This window comes from Streptomyces sp. NPDC101194, from assembly GCF_044767885.1.
In the GTDB taxonomy this organism is placed as follows: domain Bacteria; phylum Actinomycetota; class Actinomycetes; order Streptomycetales; family Streptomycetaceae; genus Streptomyces.
On the sequence record NZ_JBIWOS010000001.1, the window covers coordinates 466,027 to 485,904 of the forward strand.

The window sequence follows — 19,878 nt, forward strand, 5'->3', positions numbered from 1 at the left end:
CTGGGGCTGGCACCACCAACTGCCCTCACGGGCGCGGCTGGTCGTCCGGCCAGACCCCGATGTGGTCCTGCTCCAGCTCCAGCATCACGCGGTGCTCCATGCCGAGCGCCTCCGTGTAGTCGGCGGGCAGTTGCAGACGGCCCGCACGGTCGAGCATCGCGTACTCGCGTGCCACCTGGGACTCCAGGCCCGTCGCCGCGTCGACCTCGGTGCGGCGCAGCACCTCAAAGGACGTACGGCCGTCCCGGATGGCGACCGTACGACGCACCTCGCTCGCCACCGCCTGGTCGTGCGTGACGATCACGATCGTGGTGCCGAGTTCCTCGTTGGCGCGGCGGAAGGCGGCGAAGACCTGCTCGCCGGAGGCCGAGTCGAGTTCACCGGTCGGCTCGTCGGCGAGCAGCACCGAAGGACGGTTGGCGAGTGCGACGGCGATCGCCACCCGCTGCTGCTGGCCGCCGGAGAGCTGCTGCGGGCGCCGGTCGCGGCACTCCTCCAGTCCCAGCATCCGGAGCAACGACTCGCCGCGCTCGGCCCGTTCACGGTTTCGGCCCCGGCCGCGCAACTGCATCGGCAGGGTGATGTTCTGTACGGCGGTGAGGTACGGGAGCAGATTGCGGGCGGTCTGCTGCCAGACGAACCCGACGATGTCCCGGCGGTAGCGGAGCCGTTCCTTGGAGCCCATCGACAGCAGATCGCAGCCCGCGACCTTCGCGGACCCGGCCGTGGGCACATCGAGGCCCGCCAGGATGTTCATCAGAGTCGACTTGCCGCTGCCGGACGCGCCGACGAGGGCCATCAACTCGCCCTCGGTGACCAGCAGATCGAGGCCCTGGAGGGCCTGCACCTCGACCCCGTCCGCGGAAAAGATGCGGACCAGGCGGTCGCAGGCGATCAGCGCGTCGTGTCCGTAGGAGGGCCGGTCGCGGCGGGCGGCGGCCCGCTGTTCGAGTTCGGCCAGTGTGGTGTCGGTCGCCGGCGACGTCATCGGGGGTCTCCTGACCTGAGTTCGGTGATCGGTCCACGGCGGCCGGCCCACCAGGCCTGGACGGCGGCCACCGCGGCGGTGAGGACGACCACGCCGAGCGCCGGGAGCGCCAGCGACCACGGGTCGGTCCGCAGCGGGACGGTGTCGGGTGCGGCGGCCGCGGATCCGGTGGAGAGCGCGAGGCCCACCAGGTCGATGCCCGGCGCCAGCAGGGCGGTCGTCGCCCAGCCGACGAGCAGCCCGCCGACGGCCGCCAGCAGTGCCTGAGGCATCGCTTCGAGCCCCAGGAGCCGTCTGCCCTGCCGGGAGGTGAGCCCCATGGTCCGCAGCCGGGCCAGCAGGGCGGTGCGTTCCGGGGCGGTCTGCAGCAACGACAGCAGGACGGCCAGCAGAGCGTAGCCCGCCCCGGCCGCGATCGCCGCCGCGTAGATCGCCCCGGCACCCCGTTGGACGGGGGTGTCGACGAACTCCGCGCGTTCCTCGGTGCGCAGCCGCACGGTCACGTCCTTGCCCGCGCGGTGCGCCGCCGTGCGCAGCGCCTTCGCGTCCGGCGAGCCGCCGGTGACCAGCAGGGTGGTGGTCCGCGGGCGGGTGAGCGATGCGGCGTCGACGATCAGGAAGTCGCTGCCGGGAACGGCGGGAGTGCGGGTGACGACACCCGCCACCCGCGCGCCGAAGTACCCGGCCGCCGTGGAGAGATCGCGCGGCCGGTCACCGAGCTGTCGGGCGACGGACGGCGACGCGATGACGGGCAGCACCCGGTCCCGCGACGGTGCCTTCCGTCCCGCGGGGCCGGAGGGCTTCAACCGGTCGGCGGGGAACGCCCCGAGGCCGGTCGAGCGGGCCAGCCGGGCATACGTCGCCGGGTCGACGGCCACCAGGGTGGCGTTCTTCGTGCGCTGGTCCCCGGTCCCGTCGAACGGCAGCACGACGTCGTACTCGATCCCCACGGCCGCCACCTCCCGGACACCGCCCGCTCCCCGCACCTCCCGGACCAGACGGTCCGGCAGCGGCACGGAGCCGCCGGGGCCGCTGATCCGGGCGTCCGCGCCGATCGCACGCACCGCCGCCTCGTCCCGCGCGTCCGCGACGCCCGCGAGCACCGAGCCGCCGAACGCCGTCGTGGTCAGCGCGAGCAGCAGTGCGAGCAGCGGCAGCGCGCCGCCCCCCGAGGTGCGCCCGGCACGGGCCAGCGACAGGAAACCGATCGCGCCGCGCCGCCGGGCGACGGAACGCTGGGCGAGACGCAGCGGCACCGGCAGCAGCCGTACCAGGACCAGGGCGGCGATCAGACCGACGAGCACGGGGGCGGCGCTGACGAGCAGGTCGCCGTCGCCGGAGCCCGTACCGCGCCGGCGCAGGGCGACGACCGCGCCGACGGCCAGTACCAGCGCGGTGAGTTCGGCGACCGTGCGCCGCCGCGAGGGGCGGGCGCCCAGCAGATCGTCACGGGCACCGTGCGGTTGCGGCCTGCGGTGCGGCAGCGCCGTACGCAGCGGCAGGACGACGCAGACGAACGCGGCGACGGCGACCGCCCCGGTGACCGAGGGCCACAACCGCGCGCCCCCGATGGTCAGTACGGCGATCAGCAGACCCAGCGCCGCCGCGGGCACCGTGGTCACCACCGCCTCGGCGAGCAGCCGGCCGCCGAGGCCGCGCAGCGATCCGCCGCGCGCACGCAGCAGGGCCAGTTCACCGCGGCGCCGCCCGGCCATCAGCCCGATCGTCATCAGCAGGACGACCGCGGCGACCGCCCCGATGCCCACGGCGGCGACCATGACGACCGGGCCGATCGCCTTGCGCAGGGTGTCGTACCTGGTGAGGATCGTGTCCAGGTCGGTCTTGAGCGCGGCGTTCGCGCCGGCCACCCCCCGCATCTCCACCAGCCCGGGACCCCCCTCCAGCGAGGCGACGGACGAGCGCAGTGCCGGCACGTCGGTGGCGGTGAGGGAGGAGGCGTCCGGCGCGATCCACCAGAACGCCTCCGGCTGACTGGCGGTGGCGAGCAGCGCGGGCGCGGCGTCCGGCGGCAGCAGGACGGCCGCGATCCAGTAGTAACGCGGGTCGACGTGCCCCGGTTTGGCCACCAGCGACGGGGTCCGGAGCAGTGGCTGGGCCGACCAGTAGGTGGCCTCGGGGCGCTGAGGGGCGACGATGCCGGTGATGCGCACGGTCAGCGGTGTGCCGCCCTGGGTCGGCACGGAGACGGTCGAGCCGACCCTGATCCGCAGCGCCTTCGCCGTCTCCTCGGTGACCGCGCCCTCGACCTGCGAGGTGTCCACCGTGACCGTGCCGTGCGCGGTGGGCCATGCCCCGGCGCGCAGGGCGGCGTGGTCAGAGAGGGCCGACAGGGTCGAGTACGTCAGCTGGGGGTCGATGCGAGAGGGCCGGGGCAGCCAGTCCTCCCCGGCGGGGATCGGCGTCGTGGTACGGAAGCCGTACGCGGACTGGGCGGTGTCGGGCCGTATCACGTCGGGCAGCCCGGACAGCACCGTGCGATGGACGGACCCCAGCGACGCCGCGCGCACCGCTTCCTCGCGCTGTGGCTGGGGCACCTGCAGATCGGGCTGGGGCGTGCTCAGCTCCAGCACACTGACCCCGGGGTCCGCGGTGGCGATGTCACGGCGCAGCCCCTCGGTCTCGTACCGGTCGACGGCGCGCGGGAAGGCGGCGGCGAGGAACGCCGTCAGCAGCACCAGCAGCCCGAGCGCCCAGGCCGTGCCGGGAGCGGTACGCAACCGGGTACGGACCCAGGGCGCACAGGCGGCCGTGGCGCGACGGTCTCGGACGGAGCGCGGACTCATGTCAGTCGTCCCCCTGGTGGCGCAGCGAGGTCGCCGGGTCGGCGCCGCGCCATGCGAGGGACACGACGATCAGCAACGGCAGCGCGGCGACTCCCGCCAGCAGCGCGGCGACCTGCCCGGCCGGCAACCGCACCAGCACCGAGGGCACCGGCGCGGTGGCCTGTCCGGTCAGCACGATGAGCGGCACGACGGCACGGTTCAGGACGGCCCCGAGCGCGGCCCCGACCAGCAGCGCGATCACGATCAGCACCCCCTGCTCGGCGGCGATCATCCGGGTCAGCCGTCGGCGCGGCGTCCCCAGCGCGCGCAGTACGGCGAACTCGGCGGTCCGTTCGCGCTGCGCGCCCGCGGCGTTCACCGCGAAGCCGACCGCGGCCAGTGCCGCGGCGACGACCGCCACCGCGGGCAGCGCGGACTGCGGCCCGGCGCCCAGCGGATCGCCGACCAGTTCTCTCGCGATCTCGTCGCGCACCAGGACCTGCGCCGGATCGGTGTAGGGCTGTGCCCGCAGCGCGGCGGCGACCTTTCCGGCCTGTCCGGGAGCGGTGCTCAGCCACCACTCGACGGGGGTCAGCACCGCCCCCGGGCGATGCGCGAGGACCTGGCCGACGGCCCTGAGGTCGAGCAGCAGGGCGCCGCCGTCCCGCTGCCGGTCGGGGCCGGTGGCGGAGGCGTCGGGACCGGCACCGGGGCCCGTGGTCGGCAGGCGGTGCACCGCCCGCACGATCTTCACCCGGACCGTCTCGCCGGCCAGTGTGACATCGACGTTCTGCCCTTCCTTCGCCCCGGCGGCGCGCAGGTAGGCGTCGGTGGCCACCGCGTTCAGCGCCGGAGCCCGGGGACGGGGCGCGGCGGCCCGTACGGAGAAGGAAGGCGTCGATTCCCCCATGTCCGCATCGGCTCCGGTGTCGTATCCGAAGGCCAGCAGACTCTTCGCGGAGATCCTCGTGTCCACCGGATCGCCGGGGCCCGCCTCACCGGATCCGGTGGCGGTCTGCGTGGCGTCCCAGCCGAACCCGTCGGGCACCGGGACCGTCTGCTCGGTGCCGTCGGCCGACACGGTCCTGAGGGCGCCGATGTCGACCCGGTGGGACTCGCTCCGGCCGGACGGCCGGCTGCCGTCCAGCTCGAACCCGGTCACCGCAAGATCGCCCCCGGCCGCCACCGGGAACGTGAACGGGTGCGTTCTCCCGTCGACGGGGACGGTTCCGGCCGGTACCCGGTACGGAAAGCCGTAACGATCCTCCAGCAGCACGGTGACGAGCGGCGCGGCGCCGGACGGTGATGTCCGCGCGGGCGCACCGGCCGCCGAGATCCGCACGTCGAACCCGACCTTCCCCGCGAGCCGGGGCAACAGCAGTCCGGCCCGCGCGTTCCCGCGCGGGGCGAGCGAGTCGAACAGCCGCTCCCGCGGCCGGTCACCGAGGTCGCCGCGCATCAGCATCCGCTCGTCGGCGTGCGCGGTGTCCAGGGCGAGGATCTCGGCCGTGCGCTCACCGGAGAGGTCCAGGGCCGTACGGAACGCGGGCGCCGCCTCCCGTACGCCCGGCAGCCGCGCGTACGCGCCCGCCTGCGCCGGATCGTTCTCGACACTGCCCACCACGCGCACCGACGCGCCGGCCCTGAAGTCCGCCTGGTCGCCCTGCGAACGGTTCCAGGAGGTGCGCTGCCCGATCGCCAGCATGCCCATGGCGACCGACAGCACCAGCAGCAGCACCGGTCCGGCATTGCGCAGCGGACGTCGGCTGAACTGCCAGCCGGCCAGTGCCGTGACCAGCCCCCGGCCGCCCGCCGCGCGACGCTCCGCGAGCCTGGCCGCGGGCGGCAGCAGACGCAGCGTCAGCACGGTGCCCGCGAGCAGCAGCAGGGCGGGGGCCGCGACGAGCAGCGGATCGACGCCGAGACCGCCCTGCCGGTCACCGCTCAGCGCACCGCTGCCGGAGCCCGTGGTCTGACGGTCGAGCTGCCAGTACGCCACCGCCGCGATCACCAGCAGGCCGATGTCGGCGCCCGCCCGCAGCGGCGCCGGCAGCGCCGCGACACGGCGGGAGCGACGCGCCCCGGCACCGGCCGCCGGCGCGGGCGCCACGACGGCCAGCGCACACGTCAGCGCGGCGACGGCGGAGACCAGCCAGACGGTCGCGGTCGCGCCCGCGTCGAGCCGCAGCCCGATCCGGGACAGTGCGCCGCTGTTCGCGAGCAGCCGGGTCAACGGCCCGGCGAGCAGCGGGGCGACGAGGGCGGCGGGCAGGGCGAGCAGCAGCGCCTCGATCGCCGCGAGCGCGGTGATGCGGCCGCGTGATCCGCCGCGGGCCCGCAACAGCCGGGTCTCCCCGTCGCGTTCACTGCTCAGCAACCGGGCCACCAGCAGCAGCGCGTATCCGGCGAGCAGCACCAGCTGGACGGCCACGATCATCAGGGTGGAGCGGGAGACCAGCAGCGCCCGGTCGATCTGCTCCAGCACCTGGGGGAGCGAGGTCCGCACGGTGGCCCCGCTGCTGAACCCGGGGATGGTCCGCAGCTTCTTCGGCGCAGCCGTGGCGGCGTCGTGCAGGGCGTCCATCCGCCCCGTGGTGACCGAGCGGAAATCGGCGACGGCCAGCCAGGAGACCGTGCCGGAACTCACCCGTCCCGAACCGAGCACCGCGGGGTCGGCGAGCAGCGGACCGTAGGTCGTGAAGGCGACCGTGCGGATGCCGCGGCCGCCGAGCTCGTCCAGCTGCCAGTACGGGTCGGTCCGGTCGAAGGCTTCGTACACGCCCGTGATCAGCACGCGCACCGGCTTGTCGTCCAGCCGGTCGGTGAGGGTGATCCGTGAGCCCGGCCCCAGCTTCAGGACCCCGGCGGCGGTGTGCGGCAGGGCGACCTGGACGGGATCGCCGGCCCTTCCGGTCCCGGCCGCCGGCATACGGCCCGCGGTCAGCCGGACGCGGCTGCGGTCGAGTGCGGCGAAGCGGGTGAGGTCCGGGTCGCCGCCCCGGACGCCCGGGGCCCGCAGAGCGTCCGGCAGCGCGTACGAACCCGATGTCTCCAGCGTCCGGACGGCCACGGGAAGGCCGTCGAAGGTGTCGTGGGCGCTCTTGCGGACGGCCGTGTCGGCCGCGTCCCGCTGCGCGGACGCCACCTGGGCGGACACGACGAGCGAGGCGGCGGACGCCGACCGGTGGGCGAGGGCGTGGCGCAGCGCGGCATCGCCGACGGAACCGGAGAACGCGGTGAGCGCGGCGAGCACCGAGGTGGTCAGCAGGATGGCGAGGACAGCGGCGGAGAGCAGGAGCCGGTAGGCCCTCAGCCGCAGAAAGACGAACCCCGTCACACGTGCCCCCCTGAACCCTCACCGCACACACGCCCCCCGGCGTCCTACGGATGTTGTCAGGACATGCACGCTGTTGGAAACCGCTTGCGCGCGCACCTTGACGGGATCGTGACCGTTAATCGGCGACGGGGAAACGCATTTCGCACCCGACGAGGGGAACAGCGGGACCGCTCAGCCGCCGGTGTTCACCATCGAGGCGGCCGCGTAGGTGAGGTAGTCCCACAGCCGCCGCTCGTGTTCCGGAGCCAGCCCGAGCTCGTCGAGGGCGACCCGCATATGGCTCAGCCACGCGTCGTGCGCCGCCCGGTCCACCTGGAACGGAACGTGCCGCATCCGCAGCCGCGGATGTCCGCGCCGCTCACTGTAGGTACGGGGACCGCCCCAGTACTGCATCAGGAACAGCCGGAACCGCTCCTCGGCGGGGCCCAGGTCCTCCTCCGGGTACATCGGCCGGAGCAGCGGGTCCTCGGCAACCCCCTGGTAGAAGCGGTGCACCAGGCGCCGGAAGGTCTCCTCGCCGCCGACCTGCTCGTAGAAGGTCTGCTCCTGCAGCGTGTCGCGCGGAATCTCAGTCACCCGTCCATCGTCGCAGACGCACCGGCCGAGGACCGGGGTCCTAGGTCCCGGTCCTCCCGCCGGGCCGTCGCCCACCGTGCGGCGTCCCCGGCACGACGGCCCGGACCCGGCCCGGTTCCTGGCCCCGCGGTCCCCGGCGCAGGAAGGTGGAGGTATGGACGACGCGCAGCCGGATCCGTTCGCCGCGGCCGCCGCCGAGGAGCGGTGGGCGATGGTGCGCGGCATCGTGGCCGGTGGGGCGCTCGGTGACCCGGAATGGCGGGCCGCGTTCGAACAGGTGCCACGGCATCTGTTCGTGCCGTACTACTTCGTGGGCGGTGGACGGGACCGCCTGTGGTGCGAGGACCCCGACCCGGTCAGGCGTGCCCGGTGGCTGCGCGGGGCGTACGCGGACGGAGCGCTGGCCACCCGGATCCGGGACGGCGAGCTGATCTCGTCGAGCAGCCAGCCGTCGCTGATGGCCCGGATGCTCGAAGAGCTGGACGTACGGGACGGGCAGCGCGTCCTGGAGATCGGCGCAGGCAGCGGCTACAACGCGGCACTGCTCGCGCACCGGCTCGGTGACGACGCCGTGACCACCGTCGACCTCGACCCGGAGATCACCGAGTCGGCCCGCCGGCACCTGACGGCGGCCGGATACCACCCGGCCGTGATCACCGGGGACGGCACACGGGGCTGGCCCCCGCGCGGACCGTACGACCGGATCATCGTGACCTGCACCCTGCCGTGCGTACCGCAGGCCTGGCTGGACCAGTGCACGCCGGGCGCACTGGTCCTGGCACCGTTCGCCACCGGACTGATCCTGCTGCGGGTGCGGGAGTCGGCGCACGGGAAGTACGCCGAGGGCCGGTTCCTGCACACGCCCGCGTACTTCGTGCCACTGCGCGGCATGCCACCGGGATCCGTACGACGTCCGTACACCCGCGCACTGCCCAGGCGCGTCAGCGAGAACGAGCTCTTCCGGTTCCTGCTGACGCTGACCGAGGCCACTCTCGACCCCCGCGAGGCCCTCTCCCTCTGGCAGCGCGAGCGGCGCCCCGAGCGGGAGAGGTTCGGCATCACGGTCCGCGACGGGCGGCAGTGGGCCTGGCTGGACGACCCCGAGGGGCCGTACGCCTGGCCACTGCCCGACGGATAGCGCCGCTCGGAGCCTGTCGGGTGACCTCCGATCGGAGGTTGCCCGACAGGCTCTCAGTCCCGGCGGATCGTGATCGTCGTCCACGCCCCGACGTGCACCCGGTCGCCGTCCTGGAGCGGGACGGGGACATAGGGCTGGATCGGGTCCTCGGCACCGTTGAGCGTGGTGCCGTTGGTGGAGTTCTGGTCGACCACGGCCCAGCCGCCGTCGGGCTGCTGCACCAGCACGGCGTGCTGGTGCGAGACGCCCGGATCCTCCGGCGGCACGGACAGATCGATGTCGGGGGACTCGCCTGTGCTCTGCCTGCGGCGACCCACGGTGACCTGGCTGCCGGTGAGCGGAAGCTGCTGCTCCGGGGAGTAAGCGGGCAGGTTGAGCCCGGTCGCCTCGGGACCGCTGCGCTGCATCATCGCCATGAAGTACTCCCGGTCGGGGGCGATGACCGCGGTCCAGCTCGCGGGCGGCCGACTCTGCTCCCGGTCAGGGAACGACGGTTGCTGCTGCGGGCCCGATGGCTGGGGAGCCTCGGTGCGGGACGGCGGCGACAGCATCCAGTCGTCGTCGCCACCGGCCTGCGGCCCCTGCGGGGCGGGCGGCTGCGGCGCGGGCGGCGCGGGCGGACCCGGCCGCTCGAACGAGGGCGGCGCCGACTGCTGCTGGAACGGCGGTGGTGCGGACTGCTGCTGGAACGACGGGGGCGGCGCCGACTGCTGCTGGAACGACGGCGCGGGCGGCGGACCCTGCTGGAACGACGGCGGCGGCGACTGCGGATCCGGCGCCGGGGGGCCGGGGCGGCTTCCCGGCTCGGGGGAGAGCGGCTCGGCCGGACGGTTCACCTGCGAGGGCCGCGACCCCTGGTACTCGAACGGATCGCGCTGCTGCTGCGGCCCCGGCGGCTGCTGTGCCTGGAAGCCGGGCGGCAGGTTGAGGCCGGGCGGAGGGCCGGGAACGCTGTGGGACGGGGCCAGCGGCGTGTACGACGTCGCGGTGTTCGTGAGGAAGTTCCAGCGGCACTCCTCGCAGAACGGTGCCATCGCCTCGCGCGGTGTGCGGCACTGCGGGCAGAGCTCGGCCTGCCGGCCCGCGTCCGGGCCGGAGCCCTGCGGGTGGCCGTAACCGGGTGCGGGCGGCGGGGGAGGCGGCGGGGGGACTGCACCCGCGGGCGCGGGCGCCCCGGCCATGCGATGGCCGCAGACCTCGCACCAGTCGTCGGAACCCGACTGGTGTCCGTTCGGGCAGGTCGGCATGTCGGCGCTTCCTCCTCTCCTCGTCCGGCCCCGGGGGCCGTCGTTCGCTGTTGCTCTTCGCCACCCGGCGGATCACTCCGGCCCGGCGGCCCGACTGTGCTGCTGCGCGGTTACTTCTTGACGCGAACGGTCTTGGTGGAGCGTGTTTCGAGTGTCATCGAGTCGGCCTCCGCGACCTTCGCCTTCAGTCGCACAGTACCGGTCGCGGCATCGACGACGTCCACCACCTTCGAAAGCAGTTTCGCAGTGTCCTCGTTCCCGGACGCCGATGCCAGCTGCACCGCACGGCCCAGTTTCGCGGTCGCGCCGTCGAAGTCTCCCGACTTGCGGGCATCGAGACCCTGCTGGATGACTTGTGCCAGTTCCGCCTGGCCGGTGTAGTGCGCGACCTGCGGGTTGATCGAGGTGGACGCCGCCATGTCCTCGGTCCACACCGCCCGTACCAGACCCTGCGAAAGCGTCTGCGGTGCCCCGCCCGACGGGTCGGGGAGGATCAGCGAGACCCGGGACGCCAGCATCTCCTGCCCGATCCCGGCCTCCGGCACCTGGACACAGACGTGGTAGTCACGGGACTCGTCGCCCCAGGAGCCCGTGGGGTAGTCCCCGGCGCGGGGACCCGCCTCGGTGCGGCGGGCGGTGAGATCGACGACCGTCGGGGCGACCTGCTTCACGAACTTGATCTCGACCCCGACGGGGGTCCAGAGCCGCAGCGCGACATCCGCGACCTCCTTGCCCATCGCGTTCTCCATCATCTGCGTGAAGTCCGCGGCCAGCCCTGCCGGGTCGGCGACGATGTCGGCCGTGCCGAGCAGCGCGGAGGCGACGCCTGTGACCTCTTTCACTTCCCAGTCCGTGCCGACACCGCGGGCGTCACAGGTGAAGCGGCCCGCGCAGGATTCGAGCGCGGCCCGCAGATCCTCCGGCGCCTCGTGCTCGTTGCGCCCGTCCGTGAGGAGGATGCCGTGCCGGATCTCCACATCGGCGGCGCCGAGCAGCCGGTCGGCCAGCCGCAGCCAGGTGCCGATCGCCGTGCCGCCGCCGGCGCTGAGCGCGCGCAGGGCCTCCTTCGCCTGGGACCTGGTCCGGGCGTCGGCGACGGCGAGCCTTCCGTTGCCCGGGTAGACCTCCTTGGCGACGTGCGTACCGCCGACCACGGCGAACCGGGTGCCGTCGCGCAGGGTGTCGATGGCCGCGGCCGTCGCGTCGCGGGCGTTGCGCATCTTCGTCGGTGGATAGTCCATCGAACCGGAGCAGTCGACCATGATCACCACGGCGGCGTCCGGCGCCTGTCCCGCTGTGCGCGTGGGTGTCCCCGCCGCACCGGACAGCGGGACGCCTCCGGTGGTGCCGCCCCCGGTCGCGGTGACCGTGACGATCGCGTTGACCTCGCGCCCACCCTCCGGCAGATATGCGTTCTGGTACACCTCGACGGAGAACTGGGGCACGTTCGACTTGGAGAAGTTGGCCATCTGATCGGCTCCTCGGGACTCCAGGTGTCGGATGAAGACAGCTGTGAGAGAAGAAATACGTTGAAGGCGGGCGAAGGCGACGGGGCGCAAGGGTCGGACGGAACTGGAACCAAGCGTTACGGAACGGGACTCATGTGGTGCCGCAGGCCGATCCTGCCCCCTGCGGCGGCACGGCGAACGGCAGCAGAGCCACTGTTACGTTGTCGTGGCCCCCACCGTCGAGCGCGTGACCCACCAGCACCTGGGCGCCGTGCAGCGGTCGCGACTGCGCGTCGGCCGGCACCGCCGCGGCCATCTCCGCCGCCGACTCCGCGTAGTTCCACAGCCCGTCCGTGCACACCACCACGAGACCGGACCGATCCGGTTTGAAGGAGGCGGTGTGCGGCTCCAGTTCGTACGCGTCGGCACCGAGCCACCCCGTGATGGCGTGGGCGCGCTCGTCCGCGTACGCCTCCGCCTCGTTCATCAGGCCCGCCGCCACCATCTGCGCGGCCCAGGAGTCGTCCTCGGTCAGCCGCGCGGGCGGGCTGGTGCGGTCGTCCGGCACCCAGTAGACGCGGCTGTCGCCGACCCAGCCGACGACCAGCAGACCGGCCGCCATGACCGCGCCGACCAGGGTGCACGCCGGGGCGTTCTGATGGCGGTGCGGTTCGTGCTCCCTGGCCCGACCGGGCTCCTGGGCCAGGGAGTTGACCGACTCGGCGGCGGCGACGATCGCCTCGTGCATCGCCTGCTGAGGATGGGTGCCGCGCGGCAGCGACTCCAGGAGCGCCTCGTTGGCGGCGCTCGCGGCAGCCGCCGACGCCTCGTCGGGGCGACTCGCCGAGGAGACACCGTCGCAGACGATCGCGACGACGGCCGGCGAACCGTCGGGCAGGGCGGTGGTCGACACCGCGAACGAGTCCTCGTTGCGGTGGTGGCGCAGACCCCGGTCGCTGACGGCGGCCACCGACCCGAGCTCCTGCTCCATGTGGTCGCGCTCGCGCGGCTGGGCGTGGCCGCAGTTCTCGCAGTAGCCGTCGGTGTCGACCCGGCCGGCGCGACAGGCCACGCACAGCTTGGTGCCGGCCGACGGCGGTGCGGACAGGTCGGCGGCGGGCGTACGGGGGTCCGGTGCGGGCGCCGGGGCCTTCGCGACCGGCGCGGGCGCGGGCTTCGACGCCCCGACGGCCGGCGCGGGCGCGGCCGGCGGCCCGGGGGCGGCCAGTTCGAAGTCGCCCGATCCGTCCGGCTCCTCGGGCCGGGCCTCGGCCGGGCGGGCCGCCGCGCCGTTCTCCGTCGGCACGGTCATGGCGATCGTCGGGCGGTCCTGCGGCGGCGCGGGCACGGCCGAGAGGTCGTACCCGCACGCACCGCAAAACAGATCCCCCGGCTCCAGCGGCTCCTCGCAGCCGGGGCACTTCGACAGGGCCGTCTCCTGGGGCTTCTGCGACATTTTCACACCCACGTCCGGGGGCGGAAGCGGTTGGCCCGCTCCACCAGTTCGATCCTCTCGTCGCCGGGCTCCGCAAGCCGGGCGAGTATCCGGTACGAGCGCTCCAGCCCCAAACGCAGGCCGCGCTCGTCCACCTCACTGCCGAGCAGCGTTCCCGGTCCGCTCGACCCGGCGGGCACGTGCGCCCGGGGGACCGAGGGCAGAGCCGCGGGACTCCCGGAGAGCACCCAGTCGAGCGCCTTCCCGAGCACCTCGGTCGACAACTGCTCGCGGCGCACCGCGTCCAGGCCGAAACCGGCCAGTCCCGAGATCTGTTCGGCCGCGGCCGTCAGATCGGCGATCAGCGGCTCGTCCGGAGCCCGTTCCCGCAGCCTGGCCCGCACCGCCGCGACCCGGGCCGCCGTGTAATGGATCGACGCCTCCGGCACGGACTCCAGCGTCGCCACGGCCCCGGCGCGGTCCCCGGCGGCGATCTGCACCCGGGCCAGGCCGAACGCGGCGCTGACGAAGCTCGGATCGGTCGTCCACACCAGGCGGTAGTACTCGGCCGCGTTGTCCAGCTGGCCCAGCACCTCCGCGCAGATCCCCAGCGCCAGCTTGGGCGCCGGCTCACCGGGGAACGCGTCGTACACCGCGTCGAAGGAGAGCGCCGCGTTCTCGTTGTCGCCGATGACCAGCGAGGTGATTCCGCGGTACCAGACGACCCGCCAGTCGTCCGGGAACCGGTCCTCCAGCTCCGCCAGGGTCTGCCCCGCGGCACCGAGTTCGTTCATCTCCAGACGGGCGCGCAGTTCACGCAGCCGGGTCTCCGACGACGCCGCGGGCACGGCGTCGAGCGCGGCGATCAGTTCGGCGGGAGCGGTGGCCATCAGCCCGGCGAGGAAGCCCGCGTTGGGGTCGCTCGCGTCGACCCGGGGGACGGGCAGTGCGAGCGAGGTGGCCCGCGCGTCGAGCCCGGCCGGCCGGGGGCCGTTCGGGACGTACGGCCCCGACGGCGCACCGGGGTCGGCGACCGGGACGCGAGGCCCCGGAATCACGGCCCGGTTCTGCGCGTACGGGAGCGCCGCGCCGCCGGTTCCGTTGCCGGACCGTACGTGTGTGGGCGGCGCGGTCAGCGGACCGGCACCCGCCGCCGGATACCCGGGCACGGCCGGAGCACCCGCGGGCAGCGCGCCCGGCACGGAGGCCGTGCCCGCGGGCGTGCCGGTCCCCGCTCCCTTCCGCCGTCGCCCGAAGCGCCCGGACGACGCGGGAGCGGCAGCCCGTGCCCCCAGCCGTGACACGTCGTCCGTCAGCTCGGCGAACAACTGCGTGTCCGTGACCCGGACCTCCGTGCCGAACAGCGTCGACAGCGCGGGCCGCGGCCGTCCGGTCTGCAGCGACACCACCTCGCGCAGCACGCCCGTCAACTGCTCCGCCATCTCCGCCGCCGAGGCGAACCGCCGCGCCGGATCCGGGTCGGTGGCCCGCACCAGCAACCGGTAGAACGACTCGTAGCTCCGGAACACCTCGATGTTGTCCGGGTCCGGCAACGAGTCCACGAAGACGTTGGTGTAGCCCTGGAAGTCGAAGGTGAGCACCGCGAGCGTCCGCGCGACCGTGTACAGGTCGGAGGCGACCGACGGGCCGACCTCCGCGACCTCCGGCGCCTGGTACCCCACCGTGCCGTAGATGGCCGACTCCTCGTCGTCCATCCTGCGGACCGCGCCCATGTCGATCAGCTTCAGCTGGTCCTCGGTCTGGATCGCGTTGTCGACCTTGAAGTCGCAGTACAGCAGGTTGCGGCTGTGCAGATGACCGAGCGCCTCCAGCGCCTCGATGCCGTACGCGCACGCCTGCTCGACCGGCAGCGGATCGCGCTTCCCGGCCGGGGTGCGGCGCTCGTTCGCGATCTCCTTGAGCGCCTTGCCGCCGACGTACTCCATCACGATGTAGCCGTCGAGCGAGCCGGTGCGCTGGTCGAGGTGCTCGACGAAGTTGTAGATCCGGACGATGTTGGAGTGCTCGATCTCGGCGAGGAAGCGGCGCTCCGAGATGGCGGCCGCCATGGCGTCCTGGTCGCCGGTGTCGAGCAGGCCCTTGAGGACCACCCAGCGGTCCGACACCGCCCGGTCCACCGCGAGATAGACCCAGCCGAGCCCGCCGTGCGCCAGACAGCCCGCGACCTCGTACTGGCCGTGCACGATGTCGCCCTCGTGCAGCTTGGGCACGAAGGAGTACGGGTGGCCGCACTTGGTGCAGAACCCCTCCGTGCGGCCCGCCCGTTCGCCACGGGCCCGGCCCACCGCGGCCCCGCAGTCGGAACGCGAACAGAACCGCTTCCGCTCCGGCACCTCCGGGTTCGCCATCACCGCCGAGCGCGGGTCGGGACGCGGCACGTCCGGCACCTGCACCAGTCCCGCACCCAGCCTGCTCCGGCCGGACGCCCCCGAGGACGAACCGGAGGAACGCACCGACACCGAACGGGACGTCGCGCCGCCGGACAACGAGCGCGAGAGACGCCCCGAAACGGAACGCCGCGACGTCGACGAACGGGACGAGGACCGCGAGGAGGCCCGGGAACTGCTGCTGCTGCCCCTGCTGCTCGCGCCGCCGCCCGCGATCCCGGTGGGCGGCGAACTCACCATGCCGCTCGGGGAGACGACCGGAGCCAGCCCGCAGGTGTCGCAGTACAGCTCACCCCCGCCCATGTCCTCGTAACTGCCCTCGCACGCGGGGCGCTGGCACTGCGTACTCATCGTCCGTCCCCCTGTTCGCCCCGCCGCCGCGACGGCCCGTCCACCTTGCGCACACCTGTCCTCATCGCCGGTCCTCCGGTCCCGGGGCCCGGCGCTGCGACAGCAGTTCGGCCGCCGCCTCCTGGTAGCGCAGCACCGCCTGCGCGGCGACCCGCAGATCGCACGGCGCGCTCCACAGCATCCGGCGTGCCGCGTCGTACCGCTCGATCAGCAGTGGGTCCTCGGCCAGGCCGTGCCGGGCGACCTTCGCCTTGTACGCGTCGAGCCTGCCGCGCAGCTCCGCCCGCACGGCGAGCGGGGCCGTGACCGCGGTCAGCGACTCGCGGGCCCGCAACAGCTCCTCCTCGGCCTCCCGTTCCAGCGTCTCCAGGAGCGGGGAGAGCCGGTGCCACTGGGCACGCCTGCGGTACTCCGACGCGGCGACCAGCCGCTCCTGGAGCGCGGTCGCCGGACCGCTGACCGCGGGCACCTCGGAGGCGGCGATCTTCGCCAGCACCTCGCCGCGCGCCGACCGGGCCTCGGTCAGCGTCCGGTCCGCGCGGGAGAGGACGTCACGCAGCTGGACCAGGCGCTGTTCGGCGTCCTGCCGGACCGCGAGCACCGCTTCGATCTCGCGGCGCACGTCGTCCAGGGCGCGGGCGGCCCGGTCGTACCGCGTCGTGTCGGGCCGCCCGCCGCCCGGCGCCGAACTGCCGGGCCCCGACAGCCAGAAGGCCAGCGGATCGGAGATCACCTGCACCCGCAGCGTGGTCAACTCCTGGGTGATCGCCTCCAGGTCGTCACCCGCCGGGTGCTCACCGGGCCGCACACCGACGGAGTGCGCCAGCGAGCGGGTGCGGTGCAGCTCGGCGGCGAGCAGGTCTATCCGCGCGGGCAGCGCGGACCACACGGAGTCGGAGGCGACGACCATGTCCAGCGAGCGGGCGTACAGCTCGTTCATCCGGGTGACCAGCTCCTCCAGCGTGAACCGCTCGGAGAGCTTGGCCGGGCCGGTGACCGACGGATCGGGGCGGCCCGCCGCGTGTGCCACGGTGACACCCTGGCCGCGCAGCAGCTCGGTGAGGGCCACCAGGTCGTCCCGGTTGGGGTGGCGTCGGCGGGATCGCACCGCGCGGGCCTCGGCCAACGCCCCCGCGTAGGCGTCGAAGTACCCCCACAGCAACGTGATCGACTGCTCGGTGGAGGCCCAGCGCTCCTTGGTGACACCGGTCAGATCGGCGCCCTCCAGGAGCCGGCGGCCCGCGTGGTCCTGCAGGGCGAGGAGCGAGGTCTCGATCGCCTCGTGCTCCGCGCCCAGCCGGGCCAGCGCACGGTCCGCCTCGTCCCGGTCCATGACCGGGCCGGGGGGCCTCCCCGCATAGCCGGGGAAGGAGCCCGCGACGCCCATCGATCACCTCTCCGCTCTTCCTGCCGGGACGGGCCCGAAAGGATCAGTGCCACTGCCTCGCCGACCGGGACGGCGCCGTCGCGCACCCCGGCCGGCCCCGCACTAGTTGCTCCGGTACTTGGGTGCCGGCGGTGCCTTCAACCCCGGCAGTCCGGCCTCCAACCAGTTCCGGTACGACTCCATCCAGGGGCTGTTCGCACCACCTCTGCGGTAGTCGACCAGCACCTGGTTGACCCGGGCCACCAGGTCGTCGGCGCCGCGCTTCGTCGCCACGCCGTAGTACTCGGTGGTGAACGGTTTGTCGCCCTTGAGCTCGACCGCCGGGTCCTGGGCGGCCTGACCGGCCGCCAGCGCGTTGTCCGTGACGATCGCGTCGACCTCGCCCAGCTGGAGCCGCACCAGGCAGTCCAGCTGATTGGGAACGGTGAGCTGGTCCTCGTCCGCGTCCGTGCCGTCGTGCTCGTCCTTGAAGACCGCGCCGAACGACTGCTTCTCCAGAGCCTCGTACGCGGTGGAGCCCTCGGCGGTGCAGACCCGCTTGCCGGCCAGCGACTTGTCGAACCCGGTGATCGTCGAGCCCTTCGGTGCCAGGACCTGCTGCCCGGCCTGGAAATAGGCGGTGGAGAACGAGACCTGCTGCAGCCTGGCGCAGTTGATCGTCATGGTCCGGACGACGACATCGACCTTGTCGTTCTCCAGGGCGGCGATCCGCTGGTTGGTGGGGATGGCCCGGAAGATCACCGCGTCGGGATCGCCCAGGATGTTCTTGGCGATGGCCCGCACCAGGTCGATGTCGAAGCCTTCGATCCTGCCGGTCTCCGGGTCGCGGTAGCCCCAGCGGAAGCTGTTCTGGTCGACACCGGCGATCAGCTTTCCGCGCGCCTTGATCTTCTCGATGCTCGGGCCGCCTCCGCTCGACGGCGGCAGACTCGCCTCCGGGTCCGTGCAGTCACCGGACCGGGTCTGCACGGCCTGCGCCGTACCCGGTCCGGCGGTGTCCCGGACGAAGGCGTCGGCACCGCCGTGGGAGAGCGGCAGCAGGGTGAGCGAGGCCGTCACCGCACAGGCCACGGCCATGGCCGTCACCCCGCCCCAGCCGCGCAGTCTGCCGCGGCCGGCCCCAGATCCCGTGCCGGGCCTCCCACCGGGCTCGCGAGGCCCGGGGCCTCCGCTCCCTGATCCGGCGGGAAACTCGGCGCGGGACCTCACGCCCGTGCGCTTCCTGATCATCGATCCCCCTCTCACCGGTACTCCGAGAGCCTGCGGTTGACCCCGAGGATCGCGGCGAGGGCGCCCAGAGCGGCGAGTGCGGCAGCCCCGGCCGGAAGCCCGCCCAGCGCCCCCCGCCCGTTCTCCGCGGCCCGGCTGAACTCGCCCTGCTCATGGACGAGTGCCTGCTTCAGCGCCTCGTCCACCCGGTCGAAGGACTCACCCGTCGAGTCCTTCGGTCCGATGATCTGCTTCAGCGCGCCCTCGTAGTCGCCGCCGTCGTCGGTCGTGCGAGCGGTCCGGTGCCGGTCCTGCCACTCGGCGACACCGTCGATGGCCTTCGCCACCGGAGAGCTCCCCGGAGGATCGCCGTCCGCGAGCTTCCTGGCTTTCCGCAGCTCTTCGCCGAGGGCCTTCATGCCCGTGTTGTAGTCGGTCTCGTACTTGTCGTTCCTGCCGTCCGGGGTGAGCACCGCGCCACGGGCGACGAGAGTGAGGTTCTCATTGGCGCGCGCCTTCAACGAGTCGATCCGCGCATGGTTGAGAACGTCGAGCGACTGCTGTCCGTGCACATCGGCGCTCCGCAGTTCGGACCGCGCCACCGTGTGCCCCACCGCGAGCCACAGCAGCACCACGGTGGACGCGGCGGTCGCGACGAGCAGCCCGTGATTGAAGACCCGGTTCGTCCTGCGGTAGTTGCGCCGCTGCGCCCAGAGCAGCCCGGCCAGGGTCACGACTCCGAGCCCGAGCGAGAAGAACGGCCAGACCCTGGCCGCGTCGCTGTCCCGGCCCAGCCGGTCGGTCTCGGCCGTGTACAGCCGTTCGGCGGCCGGCAGCAGGATGTTGGTCATCCGCTGGTTCGCGTACCGGAGATAGGCGCCGCCCAGTGGCAGGCCCTGCCGGTTGTTCGCGCGGGCCCGCTCGATCAGCCCGGTGTACCGGGGGAGTTCCTCGTTGAGCGTGGTGATCTCGTGACCGGACTTCGTCGAGGCGTCCGTGTTGGCCGCGGCCTTCACCAGCAGCCGGGAGGCCTCCTCGATGTCCCTGTCGTACTGGTCGTGGACCGCCCGCGGTTCCTGCGCCCCGGCGAGGAAGCCGCCGGCCGCCGCGGTGTCGGCGTCGGCCAGCGAACGGTAGATGTCCGCCGCGTCGGCGCTCAGCGGCTGGCTGCGGTTCACCACGTCGTCCGCGGCGGCCGCCCGGTCGGCGATCTCGAACGCCGTCACGGCCCCGAACGCGACGACGAGCAGGGCCAGTACGGCCCCGATGATCCGGAGCCTGCCCGGTTCGGTCGTCGCCGCGGCCCGGAGCCGGTCCGACGTCACGGACCAGGCGCCGCGCCGGGGCGGAACGGGTGCGGTCGCGGGCACGGGCGGCTGCGCCCGCGCGTGGTCCGGCGCCGTGCGTACAGTCGGCGGGTGTGTCACTCGACCTCCCCCTCGGTCACGGACGGTGGCCCGGCCCCCGGCCGATCGGGGGACTGGTACCCGGCCTGAAGTATGGCCGCGGGGACCGACATCCACACCAGGAACGCTTGATCCTGCAGCGATCCCCGGATGCGTTCCTTCGCA

General features: G+C 73.5%; 12 protein-coding genes. 1 reads left to right on the top strand and 11 read right to left on the bottom strand.

The features are described 5' to 3' along the window. Positions 1-25: 25 nt before the first annotated feature. From ACIRP2_RS02085 to ACIRP2_RS02100, 4 genes are all read right to left on the bottom strand, one after another. Positions 26-988, bottom strand: a complete 963-nt coding sequence (locus tag ACIRP2_RS02085) for an ABC transporter ATP-binding protein (RefSeq protein ID WP_404245603.1) — start codon at positions 986-988, stop codon at positions 26-28. Beyond that, the gene (locus ACIRP2_RS02090) at positions 985-3,792 is read right to left on the bottom strand and encodes an FtsX-like permease family protein (protein ID WP_404245605.1); all 2,808 of its coding nucleotides are present in this window, start codon (positions 3,790-3,792) and stop codon (positions 985-987) included. The genes ACIRP2_RS02085 and ACIRP2_RS02090 overlap by 4 nt, the downstream gene beginning before the upstream one ends. Position 3,793: 1 nt before the next feature. Continuing rightward, positions 3,794-7,108, bottom strand: coding sequence for an FtsX-like permease family protein (locus ACIRP2_RS02095; protein ID WP_404245607.1), 3,315 nt, complete (start codon positions 7,106-7,108; stop codon positions 3,794-3,796). 171 nt (positions 7,109-7,279) lie between these two features. Beyond that, positions 7,280-7,684: a globin gene (locus tag ACIRP2_RS02100; protein ID WP_351080412.1), complete on the bottom strand. Its 405-nt coding sequence runs from the start codon at positions 7,682-7,684 to the stop codon at positions 7,280-7,282. Between the two features lie 154 nt (positions 7,685-7,838). On the opposite strand from ACIRP2_RS02100, the gene ACIRP2_RS02105 reads away from it, so the two are divergent. Continuing rightward, a complete protein-coding gene (locus ACIRP2_RS02105; RefSeq protein WP_404245609.1) occupies positions 7,839-8,822 on the top strand; it encodes a methyltransferase domain-containing protein in 984 nt (327 codons plus the stop codon). A gap of 53 nt (positions 8,823-8,875) precedes the next feature. On the opposite strand, the gene ACIRP2_RS02110 is transcribed toward ACIRP2_RS02105, so the two are convergent. The 7 genes from ACIRP2_RS02110 to ACIRP2_RS02140 form a co-directional block, all read right to left on the bottom strand. Then, complete coding sequence (locus ACIRP2_RS02110; protein WP_404245611.1) at positions 8,876-10,069, bottom strand: FHA domain-containing protein; 1,194 nt, start codon at positions 10,067-10,069, stop codon at positions 8,876-8,878. 110 nt (positions 10,070-10,179) lie between these two features. After that, positions 10,180-11,538: a VWA domain-containing protein gene (locus ACIRP2_RS02115; RefSeq protein WP_404245613.1), complete on the bottom strand. Its 1,359-nt coding sequence runs from the start codon at positions 11,536-11,538 to the stop codon at positions 10,180-10,182. Positions 11,539-11,668: 130 nt separating this feature from the next. Then, positions 11,669-12,973 carry a protein phosphatase 2C domain-containing protein gene (locus tag ACIRP2_RS02120; RefSeq protein WP_404245615.1) on the bottom strand — a complete coding sequence of 435 codons (1,305 nt, stop codon included), beginning with the start codon at positions 12,971-12,973 and terminating at the stop codon, positions 11,669-11,671. 2 nt (positions 12,974-12,975) lie between these two features. Beyond that, positions 12,976-15,711, bottom strand: a complete 2,736-nt coding sequence (locus tag ACIRP2_RS02125; protein WP_404245617.1) for a tetratricopeptide repeat protein — start codon at positions 15,709-15,711, stop codon at positions 12,976-12,978. A gap of 61 nt (positions 15,712-15,772) precedes the next feature. After that, entirely contained in the window at positions 15,773-17,098 is a 1,326-nt protein-coding gene (locus ACIRP2_RS02130) for a hypothetical protein (RefSeq protein ID WP_404245620.1), read from the bottom strand. A 102-nt stretch (positions 17,099-17,200) separates the two neighbouring features. Beyond that, on the bottom strand, positions 17,201-18,175 hold the full coding sequence (locus ACIRP2_RS02135) for a glutamate ABC transporter substrate-binding protein (protein WP_404245622.1): 975 nt from the start codon (positions 18,173-18,175) through the stop codon (positions 17,201-17,203). 164 nt (positions 18,176-18,339) lie between these two features. Next, on the bottom strand, positions 18,340-19,677 hold the full coding sequence (locus ACIRP2_RS02140) for a hypothetical protein (protein ID WP_404245625.1): 1,338 nt from the start codon (positions 19,675-19,677) through the stop codon (positions 18,340-18,342). Positions 19,678-19,878: the final 201 nt, after the last annotated feature.